Consider the following 14,638-nt stretch of genomic DNA (forward strand, 5'->3'; position numbering starts at 1 on the left):
TAAATCTTCATGCTTATGCCATCGAATAAAATCGTACAACCACCTTATGCCATGTCCTGGATTGTTTTGCTAGCGGCACTGAGTGCGCTCGGACCTTTATCCATTGATATGTATCTTTCTGCCTTGCCGGCGATGGCTGCAGATTTTGGCGTCAGTACCCAAATGGTCTCGAATAGCTTGCCGGCTTACTTCTTCGGTCTGGCTGTGGGGCAACTGATTTATGGGCCGATCAGTGACCGGATTGGGCGTAAACCACCGCTGTATTTTGGGCTGTGTTTATACATTGTGGCAAGTCTGCTGTGTGTGTTTGCCCAGAATGAATGGAGTCTGATTGCTGCACGGATTCTGCAAGCCCTGGGTGGTTGTGTCGGTGTGGTCATAGCGCGGGCTGCAATTCGTGATCGTCTGGATATGCATTCGGCCGCTCAGGCTTTTGCCAGCATGATGATCGTGACCGCGATCGCGCCAATCATTGCCCCAAGTCTGGGGGCCTGGGTACTGATGTTTTATGAATGGAATGTGATCTTTCTGGTATTGATGGGCTGCGGTCTGCTGAGTCTGGCCTGTGTCCATTTTCTTTTTAAAGAAACCCTGGCGCCAGAACGCCGTCTCAAGCTGAACTTTCGACAGGTATTGAACTTGTACCGTAGCATTTTTCAGGATCAAAGTTTTCGGCATCCGCTCTATGCCGGCTGCTTTTCCGGTGCGGTGATGTTCTGTTATATCAGTGCCTCTTCGGGGATTCTGATGGACCGTTATCAACTTAGCGAGCAACAGTTTGCCTATGCCTTTGGTGCGAATGCTTTCGGAATCATGCTGTTTTCGACCCTGAATAAACGTCTGGCTGGACGTTTCTCTATCTTGCAGCGCCTGAAAATCGGAACGTGTCTACAGCTCACCGGTGTTTCGACCTTGGTACTGCTGGGTTATCTGGATGTGGATTTTCTTCCAGTGGTCTTGCTGGGCATGTTTATCGTGGTGGCATCGATCGGGTTTACTGGCCCGAATGCTATGGCATTGGCCATGGCAGAACAGGGGGCGCGTGCAGGAACCGCCAGTGCAATTATGGGCAGTATGCAGTTTGTCTGTGGTTTATTGGGCGGGATTTTGCTGAATTTTCTGCTCTGGAATGCCTTGTTGAATATGGCATTGATCATGCTGGTTTTTGTCTGTATTGCTGCTTGGGCAATTTTTCAACTTAAACTGCCCGTGCTGAAAAATGCATAGCTGCTGAGCTTGCTCAAGTTGGATGAATAAACAGAGGGCGAAGTCAATTGACTTCGCCCTCATGACATCACTCATCTATAAACACGGCAAACTCTTCTACCGGAACACGCGGGGTAATAAAGCGGTTAATGATCTGCTCTGGATCGGCGTAGCCCAATGCCATGCCGCAAACAAGCTCTTCATCTTCAGGTGCACCTACCAAGTCAAGCACGATTGGATGGAAATGATTCCAGGCCGCCTGCGGACAAGTGTCCAGACCACGGGCTTTTGCCGCAATCATGACATTCTGGATCATCATGGAAACATCCATTTTGGAACCAATCGCCAAGGAACGATGCACGGTAAAGAACAGGCCGACAGGGGCATCAAATAATTCAAAATTACGCAGTTGCTGACGGGCCATTTTTTCTTTTTCGCCTTTTTGAATATTCAGCAAACCGTATAAACCCCAACCATTTTCACGACGACGTTCAATAAACGGTGAGATCCATTGCTCAGGATAATAGGCAAAAGTTTCCTTGTACTGTCCAGCCAGCTCGGGATTGGCATAGATTTGCATTTGTGCCTGACAGACGCGCTCTACAATTTCATCGCGTTTTTTTCCAGTGACCACATAGACTTTCCAGGGTTGGGTATTGGTTCCAGAAGGTGCACGACTGGCCACGGCGAGAATCTCTTTTAAGGTGTCGTTACTGACGGGTGTATTTAAAAAAGCGCGCACCGAATGGCGAGAGGTGATGGTTTGATCTACAGCATGAACGAGTTTTTGATCCATTTTGATGTCCAGTCGAATATCCATATGAAGTTTTAAATGACTATAAACTAAACAAACAGTCGGGTGGCCAGAAAAATTTAATCTTAGGCCCGTATAAAACCAGAATAAAAAATGATGGGGTGGGGCAACTGCATCTAAACATCTGCCTTGATACATTAAATAGCCTAAGTCAAATAGCGATACTGTTGCTTAAAAAGCTTTATTGAAATAAAAATAGCTTAAAATTCGAATGATTAAAGCGGCTTAGAATAACAATTGCATACAGAGAAGACGTTTATTTCGAGAGAAAATCCAGCTAATTTAACTAAAAAATTGTGGTTGGATGCTGTTATGCGCAACAAGTTCATCTTATTAGGTCTTATACAGGCAGTCTGAGCCTTGTCTAAATACCTAGACTAATAATTATTTTTTATAGGATTGCTAACTATTGTTAATAAAAAGAAATAAAAATTAATACAAAGAAACAGCATAATATGCGACTTTTCATCTTAATTCATGCACTTTGAGAAAATTCAGGGTTTGCATATACAGGATTTACATTAAGTAACGCTATTTCAGCGGACTTAAATGAAGCCTTTAGCTTGAAAACATTCACCATAGACATGGTGTTGCTTTTATAAATCTCTCATTTGTTGAATATGATCATGATGATGATATTCATAAGTTTGAAAGAGATGATACAGGTTTTATTTTCTAAAGATTTTAGATTAAATCCGGAGATTACCGGATGCAGATCTAATGAGAGCTAGACCTATAGTCCACTCTACGTCTTTTAGAAGAATAAAAAATTCAAAATCATCTTGGGCCAAAAATTATGGATTTTACTTTTAATGCATTTTATACCCTGATTGCCGCAGTAATTGTTTTGTTACTCGGTCGATTCTTGGTCAATAAAATCGATTTTTTAAAGCGCTACAATATTCCTGAGCCGGTTGCAGGCGGTTTGGTCGCTGCGATCATTTCGTTACTGGTGCATTCAGTGTGGGGCTATAGCATTACCACCAGTGCACAGTTACAAACCAGCTTTATGCTGATTTTCTTTGCCTCGATCGGTTTGAGCGCCAACTTCTCCAAGTTGCGTGAAGGCGGGATTGGTCTGGTGATTTTCCTGTTGGCTGTTTCGACTTTCATTATTTTGCAAAATGCGGTCGGTATGAGTCTGGCGACATTACTCGGTATTGACCCATTGATTGGCCTGATTGCAGGCTCTATTACCCTAACCGGTGGTCATGGTACTGCAGGTGCATGGGGTGAAATTCTAGAAGTCGAACATGGGATTCAGGGTGCTTTGGCACTGGGTATGGCCAGTGCGACTTTCGGTCTGATTATCGGAGGTATTATTGGTGGGCCTTTGGCAAAATTGCTGATTAACCGCCATAATCTGGCCATTGCACGTACTGATCAGCAGATCGAAAACCGTGACAATACTCCGATGGATAGTACTTCAGATGAGTATGTACAATTCGAACATCCGCATCGTGTCCGACTGATCACTGCCGATAATGCCATTACGACCTTGGGTCTGTTTGCAGGCTGTCTGGCCTTTGCAGAGTTTATGACAGGTTTCAGTAAAGGTACTGCGTTTGAACTGCCAACATTTGTGTGGGCATTGGCCGGTGGTGTAATCCTGCGTAATGTACTGGAAGGTATGTTTAAAGTTCAGATCTTTGATCGTGCGATTGATGTTTTCGGTAATGCTTCATTGTCGTTATATCTGGCGATGGCATTGTTGTCATTGAAATTGTGGCAATTGGCTGATCTTGCAGGACCACTCATGGTGATTCTGGGTGCACAGACCATTACCATGGCTTTATATGCAGCTTTCGTGACTTTCCGCCTGATGGGTAAAAACTACGATGCTGCGGTACTTGCAGCAGGTCATTGTGGTTTTGGTATGGGAGCAACGCCAACCGCAGTAGCAAATATGCAGGCGATTACCAATATGTATGGTGCTTCACATAAGGCCTTCCTGATCGTCCCATTATGTGGTGCATTCTTTGTTGACTTAATCAATGCCACTGTTATTCAGATGATCCTGAAGTTCTTTGCATAATTGTAGGCCTGACAGCATGAGTCATAGGCTCATAAGGATATGACATGAATGATCAGTTAAATGAAACCTTGCTTGGCTGGATTAATGCCCTGAATGGTCCTTTATGGGACTTTCTGGTGGTGTTTCTGGTTGCCGTCGGTATCTTTTATACGGTAGCGACGGGTGCAGTACAAATTCGTTTGTTCTGGCACAGCATGAAAGTGATGAAAGGCAGCCGGAACAAGGTTAAAGATGCACATGGGATTACTCCATTCCAGGCCTTTGTAACCGGACTGGCCAGCCGGGTTGGCGTCGGTAATGTCGCGGGTGTTGCGATTGCCATTGCAATTGGCGGTCCCGGAGCCGTGTTCTGGATGTGGTTTACTGCCTTTTTAGGCATGAGTTCTGCATTTGTCGAATCTTCTCTGGCGCAGCTGTTTAAAGTGCGGGATAGCCAGAACCAGCAATTCCGTGGTGGGCCTGCGTACTATATTACTCAAGGCCTGAAGCAGAAATGGTTAGGGATTAGCTTTGCGATTGCACTCATCACCACTTATGGTTTCGTATTCAATGCGGTTCAGGCCAATGCGATTAGCGGGGCAACCTCTCATGCCTGGGGCTGGGATCAGGCGAACCTGATGCTGCCATTGGGTGGACTGGATATTGAAATTTCCTGGGTTGGCCTGTTTTTGGTGGTCATTACCGCAATGATCATTTTTGGCGGGATTAAACGGATTGCAAAAGTCGCTGAAAGTTTTGTGCCCTTTATGGCAGTGCTGTATCTGGCAGTTGCCTTGTATATTGCCGTAATCAACTACGATGTCTTGCCCTCTATTTTCCAGCTCATTTTCAGTAAAGCTTTCGAGTTTGAAGCGGCCGCAGGTGGTTTCTTCGGTGCAATGATCTCGATGGCCATGATGATGGGGATCAAGCGCGGTCTGTTCTCGAACGAAGCCGGTATGGGTTCTGCGCCGAATGCTGCAGCAGCCTCGGATGTGAAACATCCGGTCGATCAGGGGCTGGTACAAATGCTCGGGGTCTTTGTGGATACCTTTGTGGTGTGTTCATGTACCGCGATTATTATTCTGGTTTCTGGTCTGTATGAAAATGCAGGCTTTGAAGGCGTGACCCTGACACAAATGGCACTGGAAAGCCAGATTGGTGCCTGGGGGGATGACTTCCTGGCCCTGATCCTGTTCCTGTTTGCCTATTCTTCGATTATTGGTAACTATGCCTATGCCGAAGGAAACGTGCAGTTCATCAATAACAATCGCCGGGTGATGTTGATCTTCCGGATTTTTGTTTTGATCATGGTGTATTTCGGTTCTATCGCCAGTGTGCCACTGATCTGGAATATGGCAGATCTGTTTATGGGTATCATGGCCAGTATTAACCTGATCGCGATCCTGTTGCTGATGCCATTCCTGCTGATGTTGCTCAAAGACTATACCGGTCAGTTAAAGCGTGGTGTGAAAGAGCCTGAATTTAAGCTGGATAATCATCCTAAATTTAAAGATAAGGTCAAATCCGATATCTGGTAAGACTTGAACTGAAAAGCCCCGATTCTTCGGGGCTTTTTTATGGTCGGCATATTTTAAAAGAAATTTAAATAACTTTGATACAGCACAAAACCCAAAATCAGGCTGAACCAGACCGGTAATTTTGAACGCAGTAGCACAATCATCACTGCGACAAATAGCAGGTCAGAGACATGGTTAAAATAACGTTGTGACAGATCCAGCAGCAAATACAGTAAAAGGCCGACCACCGCTGCATTGATACCCATCACCGCCTGATGAATACGCTTTTGCCGCATGAGCCATGACCAGTAGGGCAAAGTGGCAAAAATCAGGAAAAATGAAGGTAGAAAAATCGCACAGGTCGCCAAAAGCGTATTTAGCCAGAAATAAGGTGTCCACGGCAGTAAAGTGCCGACATAACTGGCAAAACTGAATAAAGGCCCGGGCATGAGCTGGGCAAATGCATAGCCGAGATCAAAAGCTTGTGCATTGACCAGACCTGTCGCCACAAAATCCTGATGCAGGAGTGGCAGAATCACATGACCGCCACCAAAGACCAGCGAGCCGGTCTGGTAAAAATCATTCAGGAATTGCAGGCCTGAGCCATTCGATAATGTGCTGACCAGCGGCAACAATAAAAATGGCAAGATAAATGCCAGCAGCCAATACGGTGCTGCAGCCGGTCGCAAATAAGGCGAGTGGATTTCCGTAGTATCCGTTTCTTTGAGCTGCACCGGATTTAATCTGGAAAAATGCCCCATGAGCAGTCCACAGATTGCACCGAGCAGGATGACGAGAATCTGGTTATAACTTACCGAAACTACTGTCAGTAATACGACCGACAGCAGCAAAACTATATATTGCCAGGCGGTTTTGCAGAAGCTTTGCAGCATTTGCCAGAAGGCCCAGGCGATTACAGAAAATACAATGAGCTGGATGGTATGAAAGCTGTTTGAGTTTAGAATATGAAAATAACTTTGGCCAAGTAGGGCGACAACCGTCATCAATATGACCGAAGGCAGGGTAAAGCCCAGCCATGCAATCGCTGCCCCTGTATAGCCGCGTTGCAGATAACCGATTGACAAGCCCACCTGACTGCTGCTCGGACCCGGTAAAAGCTGCGCCAAAGCCACCAGTTGACTGTATTGGCTATCATTAAGCCATTGTAATTGGGTCACAAATTTGCGGTGAAAAAACACCAGATGTGCTGCTGGCCCGCCAAATGAAACGCAGCCCAGTTGCAGAAAAATCAGAAAAATCCGGCAGAGTGAAATTGATGGCATGGCGCGACTGGAAAAATGAAGACAAATTACCCGAACTGTATGACAATTTTACGAAATTCTACAGATTATTTATGCATGTGTTTATACACTATGCTGCTTTAGATCAATGAGGACATTCTCTGCATGCAGAAATATGTGTTGAGTATTGTGGCATTGGGCGTATTCGGCTTAACTGGTTGTCAAACCACCCCAATGACAGTCCAGTCGGCTACCAGCCATCTGCAACCTGCTGCACAAGGTGGAGACGCTCAGGCACGTCCGAATCAAATTGATTTTAAAAAGATCAAGCAAACTGAACACCGTCCAGTAATTGCCTTGGTGCTAGGCAGTGGCGGAGCGCGTGGCTATGCACATATCGGTGCACTGGAAGTGCTGGAGCAGGCAGGTATCCGGCCGGATTTTATCGTTGGAACCAGTGCAGGCAGTATTGTCGGATCAATCTATGCCAGTGGCAAACCGGCGGTTGAACTGCGCAATATTGCATTGAGCATGCGACCTACGGATGTCCGTGATATCAAACTGGCGCGAAAAGGCTTTTTTGATGGTAAAAAAGTTGAGGATTATGTCAATTTACAAGTGGATCAAACCCCGCTTGAGGCCATGAAGATTCCAATGTTTGTGGTAGCAACCGCACTCAAAGAAGGTAAAAAAGTCGTTTTTAACTATGGCAATACCGGACAGGCGGTACGTGCTTCAGTCTCGATCCCGAGTATGTTCATTCCAACCATAATTGAAGAAAAAGAATATGTCGATGGTGGACTGGTCAGCCCGGTCCCGGTCAATGTCGCACGTGAGCTGGGCGCAGATATTGTGATTGCGGTCGATATTCTGGCACAGCCGATTCATACTGAAACCAGCAATGTCTGGGGACTGTTTAACCAGAACATCAATATTATGCAGCAACACCTGGCACATGAAGAATTAAAGCATGCAGATGTGGTGATCCAACCGGACTTGCGTGAGAAAGGCCATATTTTTGATGTGCGTGGTAGGGAGTTGACCATGCAGGCCGGTATTGATGCAGCTCAGTTAAAGCTGATGGAAATTTCACAAGTTTATCAAAAATATGATTATGCCCAAGGTCATCGAATTCCACAATTTGTGGCTCAGGAATAGCAGAAACCTTTAATGCACTGTCGCTTGAAATTTTCTGCTCATATTTGATATTGGGGTAGGGATGCAGGGCTATTTCATCTAGATGCTCTAGTGAGATGGCAATCCCAAGACGAGCTAAGCGTTATAAAAGATTGAATTATTGTTTTTGCCTATAAAACGGCCGGAATTTTAATGGGTAATTATCTTGATAATAAATATAAGTAATTGAATGGTAAATAAATTATTTTAATTAACATGTGTTGTTTGTAATAGGTTGAAATTCAAATCTTGTTATTCCTATACTTAAGTTGATCAAATACTTAAATATCGTTCATGACAGAATGTGCTCTGAAAAAATCATGATATAGATGTAAGTACAATGAATGATATTAAAGTCGGACATCAGGTTCAGCTGGCACAATTTGAACATTATATTTTTACAGTCACAGCGATCCATCAGGATGGTTCTTTCACGGTTACCACTACACTGGATGGCCAGCAAGTGTTGAGCTATGAAAATGTGGCACAGGAAATGTTAAAACCGCTGCTGCCTTAAATCATCAATAATTTATAGGATATCTTGATTTTTACTGAAACCCGCTAAGATTAAAACAATCTAGCAGGCAAAAATCAGCGCTAGATAAATAAGTATTTATTTGTTTAGGACTTAGCTTATAACTTAGGGTTTTAAACTGTTAAATATATTTTTTTCTGTATGACTGCAACTTCTTTATCAATAATTATGATGCTGCATTTGCCGAATTGAACATTTTATTTATGTTAAAAACGCTATAATAATAAGCGATAACCTTGTCATTCAAAGAGTTCAAAGAAAACGATGGCCCCTTTAGATCAAATTGCAGCAGTGTCGGATGACCAGTCAGAGTTAACCATGTCAGTTCTCATGACGCCAGATATGGCAAATTTTTCAGGAAATGTTCATGGTGGGACTATTCTGAAACTATTGGATCAGGTGGCGTATGCATGTGCAAGTCGCTATTCGGGCAGTTATGTCGTGACCTTATCGGTGGACAAGGTGAACTTTAAAGAGCCGATTCATGTTGGTGAACTGGTGACCTTTCTGGCCAGTGTCAACCATGTAGGCCGTACCTCAATGGAAATCGGCATTCGTGTAGAAGCACAGAATATTCAGAAAAGAACGGTACGTCATACCAACAGCTGTTATTTCACTATGGTAGCCGTAGATGAAAATGGTAAGCCAAAACAGATTCCTGCTTTGAACCTGGACAATGACTGGAAACGTTGCCGTTTTGAAGCAGCAGAACAGCGTAAAGTCGCACGTTTGCAAGAAAATCATCATCCTTCATGCAGCATTTATAAAAAGACTGCACAGAATTAAGCGATGATTCAAAAAAGGCCTTCATGAGAAGGCCTTTTTTTTTGCACAAAAATTAAGTATTGAGCTTTTTAATGTTTTCACCTAATATAAAACGATACGTATCGTATCGTTTTTATGTAAAGAGGGCTTAAATCAAAGACATGAGTATTGAAGAAAAAAGCTCTCGACGACAGCAATGCATCTTGCAGGCGGTGGCTGAGGCACTGGCAGAATGTGAATATCATCAACTTACCATTGAAGATGTAGCGGCACGTGCTGGCGTTGGCAAGTCCACGATTTATCGCTGGTGGAAGCATAAATCGGAACTGGTTCTAGATACCTTCAAACAGCATACCGCGCCTGTATTTGAGCTGGATGCATCCAAAAGTCTGAAAAGCAATCTGGTACAACAGCTGGGCATTTTATCCCAAGCCCTGAATCATCCAGTGGGGCGGGCTTTGCTGGTGGTCATTGCCAATCACCGTGAACTTGCAGGTGAGTTCTTTCAGCAATATTTATTACCCCGCCGTCAACAGATGCATGTCCTGATTCAGAAAGCCATTCAGCGCGGAGAGATTCGTGCGGATTATCCTTTCGATCTGATGCTAGACAGTCTGTATGGGCCAATCCATTACCAGATTATCTTTTTTAACCGGATTCCGGATGAGCACTATATGCAGAATCTGGTCGAGTTGGCCCTGCATCCTGTGATGATTCAAGCCTAAGTTTGCTCAATTTTCCTAAAAGTTGGTTTTTATGTCCGTAGCCACCGAGCGTCTCTGGAATCGCTCATTTATTTTATGTTTATTTAATAATTTCTTCCTGTTCGTTTATTACTTTGCCTTACTGACCATCTTGCCGATTTATATTATGAATGAATTGGGCGGGTCAGTAAAAGAAGCCGGTCTGGCGTTGACCCTGTTTCTGGCCTCTTCGATTGCCATTCGGCCATTCTCCGGCATGATCATCGAAAAGTTTGGCAAGAAAGTTTCGATGCGCGGCGCAGGGGTCATTTTTGCCCTGTTTGCTTTTAGCTATCTGCTGGTAGATAGCATGTGGTCACTGTTGCTGGTACGATTTTTACATGGGATCTGGTTCAGTATCCTGACGACCGTTGCGGTGCCTGTGGCCAACGAATTTATTCCTGAGCATCGTAAAGGTGAGGGCATGGGTTATTTTGTCATGTCGACCAATTTGGGTGTGGTTTTTGGCCCATTACTGGCCCTGACCGTGATTCAGTTTACCAGCTTTCAGGTGTTATTTGGGATTCTGGCGGTGACTATTTCCCTCGGGCTTATTTTTTGCTGGATGCTGAAGATTACTGAACTGCCTAAACGCCAGATCGAAAGCACGGAAAAAGCAAAGCTCAGTCTGCGCGATATTCTGGAAGTTAAAGTGCTGGCAGTCAGTTTTGTGGCTTTACTCACCGCCTTTGCCTATTCAGGTATCATGAGCTTTATCACTGCATTTAGTGAGACCAAACAGCTTCTGGCCTATACCAGTGTGTTCTTTATCGTCTTTGCTGCTTCCATGTTATTGGTCAGACCTTGGGTCGGGAAAATCTATGATCTGAAAGGTCCAAGTGCAGTGATTTATCCTTCTTTCATTTTCTTTGCGATTGGTCTGGTCATTGTGAGCCTGATTTCCAATCAGTGGGTCTTGTGGTTAGCCGCAGTCTTTATCGGTATCGGTTATGGTTCACTGTTCCCTTGCTTGCAAACACTGGCGATTCAGTCGGTGGACAAGCAGCGTATGGGGCATGCAATTTCAACTTTCTTCACCCTGTTTGATATTGGTCTGGCGGCGGGATCTGTGCTTATGGGTCTATTAATTGCTGCTTGGGGTTTTGAAATGATGTATGTGTCCAGTGCAGCACTCGTTATATTGACCATATGGGTTTATTATCAATACGTCGCCAAGAAACGCAGCCGCCGCCCGGCAAATCTGGAGCTTTAAAAATGGAATTAAGACATTTACGCTATTTCGTGACGGTGGCACAGGAACTGAATTTTACCCGTGCTGCAGAAAAGTTGAATACGGTACAACCATCACTGAGCCAGCAAATCAAGGATCTGGAACGTGAAGTGGGCGTGCAGTTACTGGAACGCAATAATCGCAAGGTCGGGCTGACCGAAGCAGGGCAGGCATTTTTAGACGAAGCTTTGCTCAGTCTTGAACATGCAGAGCGTGCAATACAGGCGGCCAGACAGATTGCCAATGCACATCAGGACCAGCTCAATATCGGATTTGTACCGGTGGCGGAAATGAAAATATTTCCTTATATCATGCCCAATATCCGTGCGCATTTTCCTGAACTGAAAGCGCAGTTTCATAGTCTGACCGATGCCGAGCAATTTAGTGCTCTAAGACAGGGACAGATTGATATTGCTTTTACCCGTTATCCGGCCCAGTCAGGCGAATTTGATTCGATCCGGATTTTTGATGAGCCTTTGACCCTGATTGTGCCTAAAGATTCGCCGGTCGCGGCCTTGCAGCATGTCAGTATCAAAAGCTTTGAAAATCAGGATTTTGTCATTAGTGATGAGCTGGCTTCACCACAATTGCATAAGCTGATACAGGAATTCTTCAAACAGTCCAAGTTGAAAGTGAATGTGGTGCAGTATTCCACCAATATTCTGCTCAATGTCAATCTGGTCGGCATGGGCGTAGGCTGGAGTCTGGTGCCAGCCTATGTCATTCCACTGCTTGGCGATAACATTGTGGTGAAAAAGACCCTGGAACCGTTGCCGATGATAGGGCTGTATGCCAATTATCGCAAGGATCAAAAACATGTGGTAATTGATCTGATTTTAAAAGTATTAAAAGAAAAATTTTGTGTAGACCTTTTTTAAGCACTAAACCTTCGCTATTCCCCCACCAAACAAGGATGTGTGACAGAAATGATCTGTAGCACATCCTTTTAAATCAGCACAGAAAACCGCTTTATACTGACATTCTAAAAATAAAAACCGGTTGAAGCAGAATGATCAAGCTCTATAACAACCCTCAATCACGGGGGCTGACCCTGTTACCTTTGCTGCAAGAACTGCAGATCGAATGCCAGATCGAGCAGATAGAGGTGTCCTATGAACACATGCATCAGGCTGAGTATCTAAAGATTAACCCGATGGGCAAAGTTCCCTGTTTGGTCGATCAGGATGTGGTTATTTCCGAAATGGCAGCCATCATTGTGTATCTGGCAGATAAATATTCTGATAAAGGCTTGGCACCTGGCTGGAATGACCCGATGCGGGGTGCATATTTAAAATGGATCTTTTTCTGTCACGGCCCCTTGACCGAATATATTGACATAAAAAATTTGCAGGTCTCAGCAGAAAATATTGAAAAAAACCGCAACAGTTTAAGCTTTGGCAATGAAGCTGCAGTATTTGATTTTCTGAAACAGGGCATCAGTCAGGCCAAGCCCTATTTATTAGGTGAGAAGATTTCGGCAGCAGATGTGTATGTGGCTTATTGTCTGGTCTTTGCCATCTCTGCGCAGATTTTACCTAAATTTGACGAGTTTATTCCTTTTCTAAAGCAGATGGCCGCGCGTGATTCCTTAAAAGATATAGCCTGGTTTCAGGAATACAGTGTGTAATCCAGACTGATGCAGATTTTCATTTAGCATAAAAAAACCACGCCGAAGCGTGGTTAAAGTGACTCTATGTCTTATTTCAGATGCAGCTTTTTGAACAGTTGCTGGCTGGTGCTTTCCATTGATTGTGGAATTGCCAGTGCAGCCACAAAGCGGTCTGGACGTAGCACTACAACCGAGTCATTGGTTTGACCAAACCAAGAACGAATCTCCGTGCCGATATCACCAATGGTGATAACATCTTCAAACTGTTTACGCTGGGTATTTTGTAACTGTACCGCAGGAATCACCTGAATGAATTTTACGCCCAGTTTTTTCCACTGTTGCAATGTCTCAGGGCTCAGACCCCATTTTGGATCTACACCCCAGGCAATAATCGCAAAGTCATTACCAATCACTTCATCCAGTAAAACAGTTTCACCTGATGCAAGCTGTACTTGAGGCTGGATAAACATCTTGCCGACTGGAGAGTTTTTAGCGCCATTTGTCAAAAGTGCACCATCATGGTATTTCGGCATTGGCTTGAAACGCATTTCCAGCAAGTATTGTTTGATCGGCTTGATGTAGTTCAGCGCATAGGCAATACCATCACGGACAAAACCTTGCCATTTTTTCGGTGGTGCCAGAACATGGCCAGCCATCACTGAAAGATCAATCATTGCCTTGGCGTGGTCTTTACGTTCAATCTGGTAGGAATCCAGAAGCTCTGGGCCAGTTTTGCCTTGAACAACCAGTGCTACTTTCCATGCCAGGTTAAAGGCATCACGCATACCGCTGTTATAACCTTGACCTTGCCAAACCGGCATGATGTGAGCAGCATCACCTGCCAGTAAAATGCGGTCTATCCGGAATTTGTCCGCAATACGGGCATTATGGGTATAAACACGCTGACGAATGACTTCGATGCCATCTGTCGTTGGAAGTACTTTGGCAAGTAATTTGGCAATATTTTCCGGTTTGCTGAGTTCTTCCTGAGTTTCACCCGGCATAACCATAAATTCAAAGCGGCGAATTCCATGCGGCAATGCAGCTGATACATAAGGACGCACCGGATCACAGCAAAGATAAATATGCGGAGTTGCCAGTGGATCATTTTCGATATCGATAACGATCCATTGATTCGGCGCAGTTTCACCTTCAAACGGGATTCCTAGATTACGGCGTACATAAGAGTTACCGCCATCACAGGCAATCAGGTATTGAGCACGGACTGCTTCCGTATCGCCTTTTTTAGTTTGCAGGTTGAGCGTTACGCCTTCTGCATCCTGGCTAAAATGGGTAAGTTGGCGTGAAAACAGCACCTGAGTATTTTTATATTGTTTTAAGCCCTGAAGCAGCACATTATCGACTTGTGGCTGAATGAAGGCATTACGGCGCGAGAAGCCAAATTCACGGGTTAAAGGCTGAATATCTGCAAAACAGCGACCTTTAGGTGTCAAGAAGCGCATCGCATGATTTGGTGTCGTATGCGGTAAAACCTGATCGACTAAACCTAAAGACTGAATGGTACGCAAAGATTCATCATCGATGCCAATTGCACGTGGATAATCAATCAGACTATCCAACTGCTCGACAATCGTGACACCTACGCCTTGTTTGCTTAGATAGTTGGCAATGGTTAAGCCTACAGGGCCTGCGCCTAGTATTGCTACATCAGTGGTGTAATTAGTATTGCTCATAGCGAATGTCCATTCAATCGACTTGCATTTGAGACTATTAAGACGCAATGACGCGACAGAAACAAGTTAGGCGATAGTAGCTTGGGTATA

Annotated in this window: 13 protein-coding genes; 10 read left to right on the forward strand and 3 right to left on the reverse strand. The window is 44.5% G+C overall.

Going from position 1 to position 14,638, the window contains the following annotated elements; translation table 11 throughout:
- Nucleotides 1-9: 9 nt before the first annotated feature.
- The gene (locus AC3IT7_RS03485; protein ID WP_489249410.1) at nt 10-1,227 is read left to right on the forward strand and encodes a multidrug effflux MFS transporter; all 1,218 of its coding nucleotides are present in this window, start codon (nt 10-12) and stop codon (nt 1,225-1,227) included.
- A gap of 67 nt (nt 1,228-1,294) precedes the next feature.
- Here the strand turns inward: AC3IT7_RS03485 and AC3IT7_RS03490 are convergent, their stop codons facing one another.
- On the reverse strand, nt 1,295-2,002 hold the full coding sequence (locus tag AC3IT7_RS03490; protein ID WP_489249411.1) for a nitroreductase: 708 nt from the start codon (nt 2,000-2,002) through the stop codon (nt 1,295-1,297).
- Between the two features lie 814 nt (nt 2,003-2,816).
- Between AC3IT7_RS03490 and gltS the strand changes: the two genes are divergently transcribed.
- Together gltS and AC3IT7_RS03500 are read left to right on the forward strand one after the other, a co-directional pair.
- The gene (gene gltS / locus AC3IT7_RS03495; protein ID WP_475653581.1) at nt 2,817-4,055 is read left to right on the forward strand and encodes a sodium/glutamate symporter; all 1,239 of its coding nucleotides are present in this window, start codon (nt 2,817-2,819) and stop codon (nt 4,053-4,055) included.
- A gap of 44 nt (nt 4,056-4,099) precedes the next feature.
- On the forward strand, nt 4,100-5,575 hold the full coding sequence (locus AC3IT7_RS03500; protein ID WP_489249412.1) for an alanine/glycine:cation symporter family protein: 1,476 nt from the start codon (nt 4,100-4,102) through the stop codon (nt 5,573-5,575).
- Nucleotides 5,576-5,628: 53 nt separating this feature from the next.
- Here the strand turns inward: AC3IT7_RS03500 and chrA are convergent, their stop codons facing one another.
- Complete coding sequence (gene chrA, locus AC3IT7_RS03505; RefSeq protein WP_489249413.1) at nt 5,629-6,837, reverse strand: chromate efflux transporter; 1,209 nt, start codon at nt 6,835-6,837, stop codon at nt 5,629-5,631.
- Nucleotides 6,838-6,960: 123 nt separating this feature from the next.
- On the opposite strand from chrA, the gene AC3IT7_RS03510 reads away from it, so the two are divergent.
- The 7 genes from AC3IT7_RS03510 (at nt 6,961) to AC3IT7_RS03540 (ending at nt 12,872) form a co-directional block, all read left to right on the forward strand.
- A complete protein-coding gene (locus AC3IT7_RS03510) occupies nt 6,961-7,953 on the forward strand; it encodes a patatin-like phospholipase family protein (RefSeq protein ID WP_489249414.1) in 993 nt (330 codons plus the stop codon).
- A 358-nt stretch (nt 7,954-8,311) separates the two neighbouring features.
- Nucleotides 8,312-8,488, forward strand: coding sequence for a hypothetical protein (locus AC3IT7_RS03515; RefSeq protein ID WP_171304300.1), 177 nt, complete (start codon nt 8,312-8,314; stop codon nt 8,486-8,488).
- Between the two features lie 282 nt (nt 8,489-8,770).
- Nucleotides 8,771-9,292 carry an acyl-CoA thioesterase gene (locus AC3IT7_RS03520; RefSeq protein ID WP_100329120.1) on the forward strand — a complete coding sequence of 174 codons (522 nt, stop codon included), beginning with the start codon at nt 8,771-8,773 and terminating at the stop codon, nt 9,290-9,292.
- Between the two features lie 140 nt (nt 9,293-9,432).
- Nucleotides 9,433-9,996 carry a TetR/AcrR family transcriptional regulator gene (locus tag AC3IT7_RS03525; protein WP_489249415.1) on the forward strand — a complete coding sequence of 188 codons (564 nt, stop codon included), beginning with the start codon at nt 9,433-9,435 and terminating at the stop codon, nt 9,994-9,996.
- Nucleotides 9,997-10,027: 31 nt separating this feature from the next.
- On the forward strand, nt 10,028-11,227 hold the full coding sequence (locus AC3IT7_RS03530; protein WP_489249416.1) for an MFS transporter: 1,200 nt from the start codon (nt 10,028-10,030) through the stop codon (nt 11,225-11,227).
- A gap of 2 nt (nt 11,228-11,229) precedes the next feature.
- Nucleotides 11,230-12,123: a LysR substrate-binding domain-containing protein gene (locus AC3IT7_RS03535; RefSeq protein WP_475653586.1), complete on the forward strand. Its 894-nt coding sequence runs from the start codon at nt 11,230-11,232 to the stop codon at nt 12,121-12,123.
- A gap of 131 nt (nt 12,124-12,254) precedes the next feature.
- Nucleotides 12,255-12,872, forward strand: a complete 618-nt coding sequence (locus tag AC3IT7_RS03540) for a glutathione S-transferase family protein (protein WP_489249417.1) — start codon at nt 12,255-12,257, stop codon at nt 12,870-12,872.
- A gap of 71 nt (nt 12,873-12,943) precedes the next feature.
- On the opposite strand, the gene AC3IT7_RS03545 is transcribed toward AC3IT7_RS03540, so the two are convergent.
- Complete coding sequence (locus tag AC3IT7_RS03545) at nt 12,944-14,548, reverse strand: bifunctional 3-(3-hydroxy-phenyl)propionate/3-hydroxycinnamic acid hydroxylase (protein WP_475653532.1); 1,605 nt, start codon at nt 14,546-14,548, stop codon at nt 12,944-12,946.
- Nucleotides 14,549-14,638 lie beyond the last annotated feature (90 nt).

This window comes from Acinetobacter sp. KH_038 (genome assembly GCF_057839405.1).

Excerpts from the sequence above, each read along its gene's own strand:
- AC3IT7_RS03485 (WP_489249410.1), top strand. The coding sequence starts at position 10 with ATGCTTATGCCATCGAATAAAATCGTACAACCACCTTATGCCATGTCC.
- AC3IT7_RS03490 (WP_489249411.1), bottom strand. The coding sequence starts at position 2,002 with ATGGATCAAAAACTCGTTCATGCTGTAGATCAAACCATCACCTCTCGC.
- gltS (WP_475653581.1), top strand. The coding sequence starts at position 2,817 with ATGGATTTTACTTTTAATGCATTTTATACCCTGATTGCCGCAGTAATT.
- AC3IT7_RS03500 (WP_489249412.1), top strand. The coding sequence starts at position 4,100 with ATGAATGATCAGTTAAATGAAACCTTGCTTGGCTGGATTAATGCCCTG.
- chrA (WP_489249413.1), bottom strand. The coding sequence starts at position 6,837 with ATGCCATCAATTTCACTCTGCCGGATTTTTCTGATTTTTCTGCAACTG.
- AC3IT7_RS03510 (WP_489249414.1), top strand. The coding sequence starts at position 6,961 with ATGCAGAAATATGTGTTGAGTATTGTGGCATTGGGCGTATTCGGCTTA.
- AC3IT7_RS03515 (WP_171304300.1), top strand. The coding sequence starts at position 8,312 with ATGAATGATATTAAAGTCGGACATCAGGTTCAGCTGGCACAATTTGAA.
- AC3IT7_RS03520 (WP_100329120.1), top strand. The coding sequence starts at position 8,771 with ATGGCCCCTTTAGATCAAATTGCAGCAGTGTCGGATGACCAGTCAGAG.
- AC3IT7_RS03525 (WP_489249415.1), top strand. The coding sequence starts at position 9,433 with ATGAGTATTGAAGAAAAAAGCTCTCGACGACAGCAATGCATCTTGCAG.
- AC3IT7_RS03530 (WP_489249416.1), top strand. The coding sequence starts at position 10,028 with ATGTCCGTAGCCACCGAGCGTCTCTGGAATCGCTCATTTATTTTATGT.
- AC3IT7_RS03535 (WP_475653586.1), top strand. The coding sequence starts at position 11,230 with ATGGAATTAAGACATTTACGCTATTTCGTGACGGTGGCACAGGAACTG.
- AC3IT7_RS03540 (WP_489249417.1), top strand. The coding sequence starts at position 12,255 with ATGATCAAGCTCTATAACAACCCTCAATCACGGGGGCTGACCCTGTTA.
- AC3IT7_RS03545 (WP_475653532.1), bottom strand. The coding sequence starts at position 14,548 with ATGAGCAATACTAATTACACCACTGATGTAGCAATACTAGGCGCAGGC.